The organism is Agathobaculum sp. LCP25S3_E8, from assembly GCF_052117165.1.
GTDB lineage: Bacteria > Bacillota > Clostridia > Oscillospirales > Butyricicoccaceae > Agathobaculum.
The window spans coordinates 1-10964 of sequence record NZ_JBQKJR010000079.1 but is presented as its reverse complement, the minus strand read 5'-3'; the positions used below and the strand labels follow the sequence as shown (position 1 = coordinate 10964).

The window sequence follows — 10964 nt, the reverse complement described above, 5'->3', positions numbered from 1 at the left end:
GCTGTTATTTTGTAGACAAGGCATCAGCAGCTGGCGCCGCTCCCGCCTTAAATTATTTTGGCTCTATTTTGCACTGCCCGGCAGTGTTTACACAAAATTTGGGACAGACCTACTTTTTGCGTCAGCGTCAATTCTTTTCGTGCTTTTTCTTCTTTACAAAGCTGTAAAAATAGGGTATACTATAATTAATCCAAGGTTACTTGGAGGTGGAGTGCTTGCACTCGGAGCGGTTCGTTTATCGAACCGCTTTTTTATGTTTTTAGGATATTTATTAAGGGAAAAACACTGCCCCAGCTCCATCAATATTTCCGCTATGTCGCCTAAATTTTTCTTTTACAAGAATCTGGACGATCGTTTGTTCAAATGATGTAGGATTCAAATTGTGCGCTAAATGATTCTGTGATAATATATAACGACGAGCCGGATGGGAAAGTAAGTCGACAAATTGAAGTCCTGCTATATTGGCCTTCTTTTTCCGTAGTTTGATTTCTTTAGATGAATAATACTTAGAGGCGTTATTAAGACCAATATATCCTTTCCCTTCGTAAATGAGCCTATAAGTTTCTTTTGTAATACGATCCTCTCGTCCGCCTCTGGATTCTGCAACAATATCGCCCATCACATTTTCATAGTGTTTGCTGTAGTATTGCATCCAATATTGATAACGTTGCATAAGATATTCTAAAGCAAGAGCATATGGGTCCTGAGCACGTAACAAAGTATACCTATCTACAAGAGCTTTCTTATCAATAACTACAGATATCACGCCGTAACGCAATTCTTTAATAATGCGAATTATATCATCGTTATAGTTTGAACGAATGTTATTATCTTTCAAAGCTTGAAATGGAGGCTTGCCCGAAATAATCTCTCTTCGATGTAGGATAATATCTTTCGAACCAAAATATTTCAATTTTAGTTCATCCAAACGCTGAGTAAGTTCATCATGGGTTTCTAAACGCATAACAATTCCTGTTAAACATAGATATCGATTGCTATCGTTTGATAGGTTTTCGCGCAAATTATAGTTGCCGTTTTCATCGACATACATTCGCAGAGTAGGCTCGTTCATGATTTCACCAACCTTGTATGAAAATACATATAAAATTATATATGTGTTTGCCTTTTTTTTCAATGCCAATTTACTGCGTGCTATATATAAGTACAACTAAAAGAATCCCCTGTAGATTATATTGAGATACTGGAAAGCCCCGGCTTTGCTCGTCTATATCATCCCCACCCTTATGAATGGGGCTATGCCCTTTCCGAACCAATGGCGGTGGCACCCATCAACAAGGTTGAGCAGGTGGTGCGCTTTGCGGTGTCGCAGATTCCGCCGGAAAAGATTTTCATGGGTATCCCTAACTACGGTTATGACTGGACACTGCCTTATATCAAAGGCCAGAGCCGCGCGCGCAGTCTGGGCAACGTGCAGGCGGTGGAGCAGGCGGTACAGGCGGGCGCGCCCATCCGGTTCGATGCGGAGGCGCAGTCGCCGCACTACAATTACTGGCGTGAGCGGTCAGAGCACGAAGTCTGGTTTGAGGATGCGCGCTCCATTCGCGCCAAGCTGGCGCTGGCCGGGGAATATCGGCTGCGCGGCGTGAGCGTGTGGAACATCATGCGGTACTTTCCGCAGCTGTGGCTTGTGCTCAATCAGCTGTACGATATTGAAAAACTGGCATAAAAGACGGAAAACCGACCGGAAAATTCCTTTTTCGGTCGGTTTCTGCTGCTTTTAGGGCTTTTCTGCAAGCATTTCCATTGCAAAACGGTTACAAAGCACGCTATACTCTGGTACATGGTGCAAAGGGCACCAGAAACAGCAAGGAAACACCAAGGAGGTAGCAAATCATGCAGCTGAAGAAAATCGTACCGCTGGCGCTGGCCGCGGTGATGACGACCACCACAGCGGCGGGAGCGGCAAATCTGTCGCAGGAGACAGAAACCCGTGCATCCCGCGCGTATACTTATGTATATGAATCCGGTTTCCGTCAGAATTTGCTGGAAAAGTATTTCGCATTCCTGTGCGGTCAATACCCTGGAAATCGACCGGAGCAAAAACCGGAGGAGACCCCGGATATCGAGCAGCCGGAGGAAACTCTGGATATCGAGCAGCCGGAGGAGACCCCGGATATCGAGCAGCCGGAGGAAACCCCGGATATCGAGCAGCCGGAAGAGGGGCCGGAACAAACCCCGGACAACGCACCCCAGCTGCCGGATGACAACCGTCCGGAGCAGACGCCGGACACGACCCCGGAACAGACCCCGGAGGAGGACAATGGTTCGTCGCAGGGCGATTATGCGTCGCAGGTCGTGGCGCTGGTCAATGCCGAGCGTGCGAAATACGGCTTGTCCGCGCTCAAGGTGGACAGCCGCGTGCAGCAGGCCGCGCAGGTACGCGCCGCGGAAACCGTGCAGTCGTTCTCTCACACACGGCCGAACGGCTCTTCTTTCTCGACCGCACTGACCGAGGCGGGCGTATCCTATACCCGTTCGGGTGAGAACATTGCTTATGGTCAGTCCACACCGCAGCAGGTGGTGCAGGCATGGATGAACTCGTCCGGCCATCGCGCGAATATTTTGAACGAGAGCTTCGCGACTATCGGCGTCGGTTATACGGTGTCGGGCGGCACAGCGTACTGGGCGCAGCTGTTTACGGCATAAGAATTTGCAAATAAGAAAAAAGGACGTGCTTTGCACGTCCTTTTTGTTTTTACTCAAAATTCAGCAGAAAATCTCCGTTTTCCGATGCCGCACCCGCGATGACGCGCAGCAAAAATTCGCCATAGTTGCCCAGCGTGTCCACCAGCAGCTCGGCATGCCGCAAGGTCAGGCGTGTTGGCGGACACGTGCATAGCTGGTCATACAGCGCGTCCAGTGTGCCGTCGTAGTCCTCGGGAAAGCCAAACGTGCGCGCCAGCATTTCATGCACCTGTGCGCGGGTATAAAAGGCTTCCGCATCCAAAAGCAATTCTCGCATGTGAGTTTATCCTCCCTCGAAAAATGCATGACAGAGACCGTGTCAGCTTGCATTCGGATAGAATAGGAGATACAGCTTGTGGTAGAATTCCTGCCCGCGGCTTCCTTCGATGTCGCGCAGCTCACCGTTTACAAACACGTAGCCGTCCGCGTTGACGCCGATGGAGTTGCCGTTTTCAAAGGTGACGGTCAATCGGTTGCCGGTCAGCTTTTCCTTGCCGGGCTTAAGAAGCTTGGGATATTGGGTGTAGGTATAGCCGGACAGCAGCTCAGTGATGGCGGCAAGCTGTTCCGGATCGGTCACGGTCTGCACCTCGGTCTGGTTTTCCGTGAGTGTAACCACAGTCTGGGTGGTCTTGTCCGTAATGTCCGCATAGGACTGATGATAGAACTTGATGTACAGCATACGCCCGGCGAGAAACAACAAAATCAGCAGCAGCGTGCTGCAAATGGCAAATCCGAGCGCCATGGATTTTCGCATAGGTTCCGGCTCCTTTGTCGGTATGGGGTCTGTGATTTTATATTATAAGCATAGCGCAAAACAGTGGCATTTGTCAATTTTCAAAGTGTAAACAAAGTATGACTTGACAAGCATATTCTACTATTGTAGAATGTAGACACAGAAAGGATTTTACATTTGTAGAAAAGGAGGGGACAACATGGAGAAAAGCAAACGACTGCCGGATGCCGAGCTGGAAGTGATGCAGGCGGTCTGGTCGCTGGAAGCGCCGGTGACGGCCGCGGAGGTGCAGCGCAAGGTGCCGAGCGACTGGAAGGCGACGAGTGTGCTCACCTTCCTCTCGCGCCTGTGCGACAAAGGGTTCCTTTCGTGCGAGAAAGAAGGCCGACAGAACCAGTATACGCCGTGCGTGACGCAGGAGGAATACCTGCAGCGCGAGAGCTGCAGCTTTGTCGAGCGCGTGTGCGGCGGCTCGGTGAAAAATCTGGTGGCAAGCCTGTCGGACGCGGGCGCGTTGACCGCGCACGATATTGACGAACTGCGCGCCTTTCTCGACGCGCAGGGACGGTAAGGACAGGAGGGGTAGGATATGTTACGCTTTGAATGGAGCGATCTGCTGAACAATCTCGCGCAGATTGGCCTGACCGTATCGGCGGCGGCGCTGGTGCTGTTTTTGCTGCGCAAAGCCCTCAAAAAACGCTATCCCGCGCGCGCGATGTGCCTGGTGTGGGCGGTACTCGCGCTGCGGCTGCTGATTCCCGTGCAGCTGACGCTGCCCGACCCGCCGGTGCAGGTCACGCCGCGCACGACCTATCTGACGCGCACGGACTTCACTCCTGAGCAACTTGATCAGGCAGGGCTGCCCGTTCTCGAGCGGGATGGGGCAATTACGACCGATCGTTGGGTGACACAGCAGCAGGTGCGCACGCTCAGCCCGCATGATGAACCATCGATCATCTCGTTCGATTTGGGGCGCGTGCTGGGGATTGCATGGATTGCCGGTCTGTTGCTCTTCGCCGGCTGGCAGCTGTACCTCTATCTGACGTTCCACTATGTGCTGGAGAAAAGCAGCCGTTCGGCTGAGCGCGATACGCTGCGTGCGGTGTTCGAGGAACAGAAGCGCGCGCTTGGCATCCGGCGGGATATCCCGCTGCGGGTGACGCAGGCGGCGGACTGTCCGATGCTGGCGGGTTTCCTCCGTCCCACGCTCTATCTGCCGGACGAAGCGCTGTCCGAACAGGATGCGGCGTTCATTTTCCGGCATGAACTGACGCACTACAAGCGGGGCGACCTGTGGCTCAAGCTGGCGCTGGTGGCGGCGCGGGCAGTGCATTGGTTCAATCCGCTGGTGCATCTGATGGCACGATTTGCGCAGGAGGACATTGAGCTGGCGTGCGACGATGCGGTCGTGCGCGGCATGGACGTGGATGCCCGCCGCGCCTATGGCGAGACCATCCTGCGTTCGGCAGAGGCGCAGATGAAAAAGCGCGCGCTGGTGTCGTGCTTTGCCGGCGATAAGGAGACGCTGATGCGACGTTTCGAAGGATTGTTTGACAAAAAGGTCAAAAGGCGTGGCATCGCGCTGGTTGTGGCGGCGGCGGTGCTGGTCGGCACGCTGGGCTGCGCTTTTTCGGTAGGGGAGAGCAAGAATGCGTTGACCGAGGAAACGCGGATTGCGCTGGCGGAGCAGTGGGCGCAGGACGCAAACCCAAAGTATGGGTATACGGTCAAGCTGGACGGGGAGAACACCTATGTGCTGTTTGATCATACCAGTAATGTGATGTGGGAAGATCAGCTGATACAGTCCGTCCCAACGCGGATAGGCTGGCAGCTCTTCTTTGAAAAAGACGGAAGTGATTGGCAGGTCAGCCGCACTGAGCAGATTGCGGAAAAGAATGTAACCTCGCTCGATGAGTTCAAAATTCTGTACGAAAATGACCTCGGATTTCCGGATTTCCTGATGGTGGACTGGTCCGAACCGCTGATGGATATCAGTGAGCCCGATCAGGCCGCACTGAATTTACTGCGGCTGGACGGCAATACGATGGGCGGTTCGTCTCTCGACCGCACGATGGGCGATGATATATGCGATGTCACGGTCATGTTTGCCGACCGCAGTGAAGTGACCATCACCATGGTAAATCAGTTCGATCAAGGCTGGCTGCCGCAGGACTTTACCTATGACGGCGGGCAAAACGTGCGCACCGCCACCGACCTCGCGGGACAGTATGCGCGCGGCGTGACGCACAAAAGCGGACAGTATATCTATCCCATCCTGTCCGAACAGATGCAGCAAGAGTTCCGCACCGACAGGTATCTACCGGACGGCGGCGTTAACTGGAAATTCGGTGGCTCGTCCCCGTCCTACCGCGATTATGTCCTCGTCCCGACTGAGGACGAGGACAGCTATCTGGTCGTATTCCAGACATACGGCGGCGGTGTGACAGACTAGCGCAGCGCGTATTTGGTGGAGACTGACAGTGTGGACGGCCGTTCGGCCATCGTGGATGTGCAACAGATCAACCGCGGCGGCGATATGACAGACAACGAGATATTCCGCCTGTATTACGACTCCGGCCTCGCATGGCCAACCATCCCGGAGGGCGCGGACAACTTTAACGGTCAGTCACTGGATGCGCTGAACAAACCGCAAGACGCCGCGCCGATTGCGCTCAGCTATGTTAGCGGTACCTCGGCTTTCGACCTGCTCTCAGAGAGTGGCAACGAAGCAGTTGTGCGCGTGCGCTTCATTGACGAAAGCCCGTCGGTCGATGTGCAGATGCGCAAAACCGGTGACTACTGGCTGCCGGTCGGGTTGGTCACGCAGTTTGACGAAGGGTTTGGTGCGTATCTGGTTGAGGACGACAGCCCGGTCAGCTATGTGCAGCTGCCCGTCGGCGCGACCATCGCGCAGGCGCTCGCGAACGCGAACGGCGAAATCCCGCTGCTCGAAGCCGGACAGACCATCGAACTGGAACCTTTGTACGGTAAGCTGACCGCAACAGATGCCGTGCTGACCGACGCGGTCATCCACGCGGACGGCACGCTGCAATACACCGACAAGGAGACGCAGCAGACGAATATCCGCTTCACCGATGTGTATGACCGCGGCAGCGCAGTGTACCTATATAAGGTAGAGCATCTGGCGGTCGAGGCGCTCTCCTCGACACCTACCGCAGTGGTCTATCGCGGCGTGACGGTGACCTATCGCACCAGTGCCTATACCGGCACGGAACAGGAATATACCGCGGCATTCGTCTACCGGCTGTCCAACGAAGGTGTGCCGAATACGGATTACACCATCCATTCGACCGAATATACGAACCCGACCTATGGCTACACGCTGACGCTGCCCGACTGCTTTGTGGAGCAGGGTTACGTCAAGGAAATTGACGATACGGTGAAATTCGGCCTGCAAAATGCACTGCCGGGTTACACGGATGACCCAACTGACGGCGGCGCGGTGATGGGATTGTATGCTGAGGCGACCGCGTCACTCAAAGCACAGTTCGGCGAGGACTGGGAGTCCGGTTTCCCAGTGCCGTGCAAGCAGCTCACCGAGCGCGACGGCTTGACCTATTATCTGTCGTTTGCGTCCGATGTGCAGTATGATCCGTCGGATGAGGATATCGCCGCAGCTTATACCGAAATGTATCAGGCGGCGCAGGCGATGGACGGCACTTCGATCTCGTTTGACGGACAGAATGACGCGCAGGCGGGGCGCGCGCGGCAGCAGGTGCTGCATGATTTGGCGGTGCGGTATGCTTATGCGCAGAACGAATGGGATGGCGCGCCGTTTATTGACAAAATCACGGTCGAACCCAACCTGACCGACGGTTCGTGTGTGCTGACTGTCCGGTATCTGGGTCGCTCGCGCGCGTATTATTTCACCACCACACAGCGGCTGTGGTACGAAAAGACCGACACCATCACACCCGCCCGCACGGAAGAACTGGTCAATACCTCGGATGGTGTGCGCTCACTCGAAGATTTTTGGTATGCGTTCCCGCTGGAGCAGGGCTTTCCGGTGTTTGACACGACCGGGCTGGAAAAACTCAGCGAAATGGCGGAAAAGCCTGCGTCGCTTGACAACCCCGACCTGTCCACCCCCGAGGCCTGCGCCGAATATGTGCTGCATTTTGTGGGCGGTAAGTGGGTCGGCAAAACCGGCAGCGAGGATAATAGCGAGCTTGGCATCACCTACCGTTGGGACGACGGTGACATGACCATCCGGATGCAGCGCGTGCAGCTGTCGGACAGCAGTCCGGTGCTGTGGCTGCCCATCGGCTATGACGGCTCTCAGCCACAGTATCCGCCCTATCTCCGCGTAGTCGCTAACATGATGGAGTACTACCCCTACCGCACGACGGGCGAGCTGCTGCAGGCGCTTGAGATGGGCTGGGTCGATGGTGCGTATGCCGAGGCCGTGTTTGCCGAGCTGGATAAACGCTGGCAGCAGGACGCGGACGCGATTGAGCAAGCGGTCAAAGGCAGTGGCACGACCGTGCAGACGATGTGGCAGCAGCACAAGGCTGCCAATCCGGACATCTTTGGCGCGCGGTTCTCGGAGGAGGAAATCGAGGCCGCCTGCCAGACCGTACGCGATTATGCCGTGGCGCATGGCTTTTCAGTGGATAACCTGCATTATGACGCGTCCAGCGAATATAGCTGGTCGCAGGGTGTCATGGATAATGGCGTACTGAAAGGTAAAGTGCTGAGCACCGGCCTGACAATCGACAACGTGATTACGGTCATCGGCGACGCGCACTTTGGCGAGGAGACAGCCGAGGGCTGGTCGTTTGCGCTGTACCGCGGTGCGGACGGCAAGTGGGTGCTTGAAGACGGCGCATACGGTTATTAAGTGCACAATTTGACGAAAACTTAACACCAATATAGCCTTGACACCGCCCCTTTCCCATGATAAGATGTTGCCAAACAAAGGGGAGTAGTCGGCGCGGTGTGTCCGCGCGGCATCGCCAACAAGCATGACGGGGCGTTTGACTCTGTTCTGGCTGTTGCCTGAAATGACCAGACCTGCGTTTTCCTTTTCTGAGGAAAACGCAGGTCTGTTGTTTTTCCAGGGGGTATCCATACCCCCTGGATACAAAAATCAGTTCTGTAAAAACTGATTTTTGATACCCCCGGACGCCGCCCAAGGCGGCTGGGGCGTGGTGTCAAAAGACAGGCGCATGTCCTGTCTTTTGACGAATTGCATCAATGCTGCGCATTATATTGGGAGGGGAACGGTATGGAATTTTTATATGAAGGGCTGCTGTCGGTGACGTGGCAGCAGGCAGTGATGTATGTTGTCGGCGGGCTGCTGATTTGGCTGGCGATTCAGAAGCAGTATGAGCCTGCGCTGCTGCTGCCGATGGGCTTTGGCGCGATACTGGTCAACCTGCCGATGTCAGGCGTTATTGACCAGATGACGCAGGGCGTCGGTGAGACGCACGGCATCATCCAATGGCTGTTTGAAAGCGGCATTGAGGTGAGCGAGGCGTTCCCACTGCTGTTGTTTATCGGTATCGGTGCAATGATTGACTTTGGTCCGCTGCTGGCAAACCCCAAGCTGTTCCTGTTCGGTGCGGCGGCGCAGATTGGCATCTTTTTGACCATCATCGCGGCGGCAGCACTCGGCTTTGATATCATTGATGCCGCGTCCATCGGTATCATCGGCGCGGCGGACGGGCCGACCTCCATTCTGGTTTCGCAGGTGCTCGGCTCGAAGTACGTCGGCGCGATTGCGGTTGCGGCGTACAGTTATATGGCGCTTGTGCCCATCATTCAGCCGTTTGCCATCAAGCTGGTAACGACCAAAAAGGAGCGCGCGATGAAGATGCCGTATGCCGCGAACAAGGTCAGCCGCCGCACGCGCATCCTGTTCCCGATTGTGGTGTCGATTGTGGCCGGACTGGTCGCCCCCGCATCGGTGTCGCTTGTTGGTTTCCTGATGTTCGGCAACCTGATTCGCGAGTGCGGCGTGCTGGAGAGCCTGTCCAAAACTGCGCAGCATGAGCTGGCCAACCTGATTACGCTGCTGCTTAGCATTACGATTTCGTTTTCCATGCGTGCAGAGCAGTTTGTGACCAAGGAAACGCTGATTATCCTGTGCCTTGGGCTGGTTGCGTTTGTACTGGATTCGATTGGCGGCGTGCTGTTTGCAAAGGTGCTCAATCTGTTTTGCAAGAATAAGGTTAACCCCATGATTGGCGCGGCAGGCATTTCGGCGTTCCCGATGAGCGCGCGCGTCATTGAAAAGCTGGGGGTGGAAGCGGATAAGACCAATCACCTGCTCATGCATGCGGTCGGTGCCAACGTTGCCGGACAGATTGCGTCGGTCGTGGCAGGCGGCGTGATTCTCGGGTTTTTTATGTAAGAAAGGGGCGTATGACGGATGAGTGAATCGGTATGGATGGCAATTTTATTGCTCGGTCAGGGCATGGCGGGTATCTTCACGGTGCTTGCCGTGATCGCGCTGATTGTGGCGTTGCTCGGCCGACTGGACAAAAATGGGCAGCCGTAAAAAAGACTTGCAAACCCCGTTTGTTTCTGGTATAGTAATAAGGTAAACCGAACAAACGGGGTTGTAGCTCAGCTGGTCAGAGCGTTCGCCTCACACGCGAGAGGTCGTGGGTTCGAGCCCCGCCAACCCCACCACAACACGATAATCCGAACCTGACGCCGGTTGGCGATGGGTTCGGATTTGTTGTTTTTCTTCCGCAATAATTTACATCATACAATCAAAATGAAAAATGGGATGCGTCTTAAAGGCGCATCCCATTTTTCATTTACGCATCATCGGTCGGCTTGGAATCGTTCGACTACGAATCCGACAAATGAGCAAAAACTTCCAGAAAGTCCGGAAGAAGAATACGGGCAATCGCAAGGAGCACAGACTCCGGTACGTTGTCCGGGAATTGTAATATTGCTGTAGCATTGATGCCCCGGAAATAGGTTTATATGCATTGTAAGACGCAATTTGCTCAATAAAAAGGAAACGGTTCTTGCTGTTTCCTGGAAGAATAAGTTTTTTCTGGTTGGTTTGACATTGACATCCGGACGAATTGTACCGTCAATCTCGCCGTGTTGCTGTTCAAAAGATTGAATGCTCTTACGAATCAGCACCAAAATGTGACTGTTAATCGAGCGGCCCGCATAATCAGCTACAAATCCCAGCTTTTCCAGCATTTCTTCCTCAATTCGAATGGACACACTTTTGATAGCCATAGACTTCTCTCCTTGCAGATATATTGTGTGCTCATTTTATAGCTATGATGTGTATAATGCGTTAAATAGATATGTATATCTAAAACTATTTTTCTAATTGTATGGGGAGGAAAATGGTAGCCGCAATCGTAGGTTCCGGAGCATTACGGATTATAGATTTAGAAAAATATCTATCGGATGGAGCTAGTCGAACGCAAGGGCGTCTACACGGCAAAGGAGATGTGCCGTGTCCTGTGCCTGAGCGAATCCGGCTATTACCGCTGGCTGAGAAACAGGGAAAAGCGGAACAGGCGTC

Annotated in this window: 11 protein-coding genes and 1 tRNA gene; 8 read left to right on the top strand and 4 right to left on the bottom strand. The window is 54.0% G+C overall.

Features of this window, described 5'->3' with window-relative positions; all coding sequences use genetic code 11:
• Positions 1-271 precede the first annotated feature (271 nt).
• Complete coding sequence (locus ACTQ34_RS16490; protein ID WP_441364736.1) at positions 272-1072, bottom strand: DUF3800 domain-containing protein; 801 nt, start codon at positions 1070-1072, stop codon at positions 272-274.
• Positions 1073-1279: 207 nt separating this feature from the next.
• Here ACTQ34_RS16490 and ACTQ34_RS16485 point away from each other — a divergent pair, with 207 nt between their 5' ends.
• Complete coding sequence (locus tag ACTQ34_RS16485; protein ID WP_441364735.1) at positions 1280-1687, top strand: glycosyl hydrolase family 18 protein; 408 nt, start codon at positions 1280-1282, stop codon at positions 1685-1687.
• 167 nt (positions 1688-1854) lie between these two features.
• Positions 1855-2667, top strand: a complete 813-nt coding sequence (locus ACTQ34_RS16480) for a CAP domain-containing protein (protein WP_441364734.1) — start codon at positions 1855-1857, stop codon at positions 2665-2667.
• A gap of 49 nt (positions 2668-2716) precedes the next feature.
• On the opposite strand, the gene ACTQ34_RS16475 is transcribed toward ACTQ34_RS16480, so the two are convergent.
• Positions 2717-2983 carry a barstar family protein gene (locus ACTQ34_RS16475; RefSeq protein ID WP_441364733.1) on the bottom strand — a complete coding sequence of 89 codons (267 nt, stop codon included), beginning with the start codon at positions 2981-2983 and terminating at the stop codon, positions 2717-2719.
• Positions 2984-3025: 42 nt separating this feature from the next.
• Positions 3026-3463 (bottom strand): hypothetical protein, encoded by a 438-nt coding sequence (locus ACTQ34_RS16470; RefSeq protein WP_441364732.1) that lies wholly within the window; start codon positions 3461-3463, stop codon positions 3026-3028.
• Positions 3464-3641: 178 nt separating this feature from the next.
• Between ACTQ34_RS16470 and ACTQ34_RS16465 the strand changes: the two genes are divergently transcribed.
• From ACTQ34_RS16465 to ACTQ34_RS16440, 6 genes are all read left to right on the top strand, one after another.
• Positions 3642-4013, top strand: coding sequence for a BlaI/MecI/CopY family transcriptional regulator (locus ACTQ34_RS16465; RefSeq protein ID WP_441364731.1), 372 nt, complete (start codon positions 3642-3644; stop codon positions 4011-4013).
• Positions 4014-4031: 18 nt separating this feature from the next.
• Positions 4032-5894, top strand: a complete 1863-nt coding sequence (locus tag ACTQ34_RS16460) for a M56 family metallopeptidase (RefSeq protein WP_441364730.1) — start codon at positions 4032-4034, stop codon at positions 5892-5894.
• A 30-nt stretch (positions 5895-5924) separates the two neighbouring features.
• Positions 5925-8303, top strand: coding sequence for a hypothetical protein (locus ACTQ34_RS16455; protein ID WP_441364729.1), 2379 nt, complete (start codon positions 5925-5927; stop codon positions 8301-8303).
• Positions 8304-8690: 387 nt separating this feature from the next.
• Entirely contained in the window at positions 8691-9818 is a 1128-nt protein-coding gene (locus ACTQ34_RS16450; RefSeq protein WP_441364728.1) for a sodium ion-translocating decarboxylase subunit beta, read from the top strand.
• Positions 9819-9836: 18 nt separating this feature from the next.
• Positions 9837-9965 (top strand): hypothetical protein, encoded by a 129-nt coding sequence (locus ACTQ34_RS16445; protein WP_441364727.1) that lies wholly within the window; start codon positions 9837-9839, stop codon positions 9963-9965.
• A 57-nt stretch (positions 9966-10022) separates the two neighbouring features.
• Positions 10023-10099, top strand: a tRNA-Val gene (locus ACTQ34_RS16440).
• A 138-nt stretch (positions 10100-10237) separates the two neighbouring features.
• Here the strand turns inward: ACTQ34_RS16440 and ACTQ34_RS16435 are convergent.
• A complete protein-coding gene (locus ACTQ34_RS16435) occupies positions 10238-10669 on the bottom strand; it encodes an Arc family DNA-binding protein (RefSeq protein ID WP_441364726.1) in 432 nt (143 codons plus the stop codon).
• Positions 10670-10964: the final 295 nt, after the last annotated feature.

Excerpts from the sequence above, each read along its gene's own strand:
- ACTQ34_RS16450 (WP_441364728.1), top strand. The coding sequence starts at position 8,691 with ATGGAATTTTTATATGAAGGGCTGCTGTCGGTGACGTGGCAGCAGGCA.
- ACTQ34_RS16445 (WP_441364727.1), top strand. The coding sequence starts at position 9,837 with ATGAGTGAATCGGTATGGATGGCAATTTTATTGCTCGGTCAGGGCATG.
- ACTQ34_RS16460 (WP_441364730.1), top strand. The coding sequence starts at position 4,032 with ATGTTACGCTTTGAATGGAGCGATCTGCTGAACAATCTCGCGCAGATT.
- ACTQ34_RS16490 (WP_441364736.1), bottom strand. The coding sequence starts at position 1,072 with ATGAACGAGCCTACTCTGCGAATGTATGTCGATGAAAACGGCAACTAT.
- ACTQ34_RS16465 (WP_441364731.1), top strand. The coding sequence starts at position 3,642 with ATGGAGAAAAGCAAACGACTGCCGGATGCCGAGCTGGAAGTGATGCAG.
- ACTQ34_RS16435 (WP_441364726.1), bottom strand. The coding sequence starts at position 10,669 with ATGGCTATCAAAAGTGTGTCCATTCGAATTGAGGAAGAAATGCTGGAA.
- ACTQ34_RS16480 (WP_441364734.1), top strand. The coding sequence starts at position 1,855 with ATGCAGCTGAAGAAAATCGTACCGCTGGCGCTGGCCGCGGTGATGACG.
- ACTQ34_RS16475 (WP_441364733.1), bottom strand. The coding sequence starts at position 2,983 with ATGCGAGAATTGCTTTTGGATGCGGAAGCCTTTTATACCCGCGCACAG.
- ACTQ34_RS16470 (WP_441364732.1), bottom strand. The coding sequence starts at position 3,463 with ATGCGAAAATCCATGGCGCTCGGATTTGCCATTTGCAGCACGCTGCTG.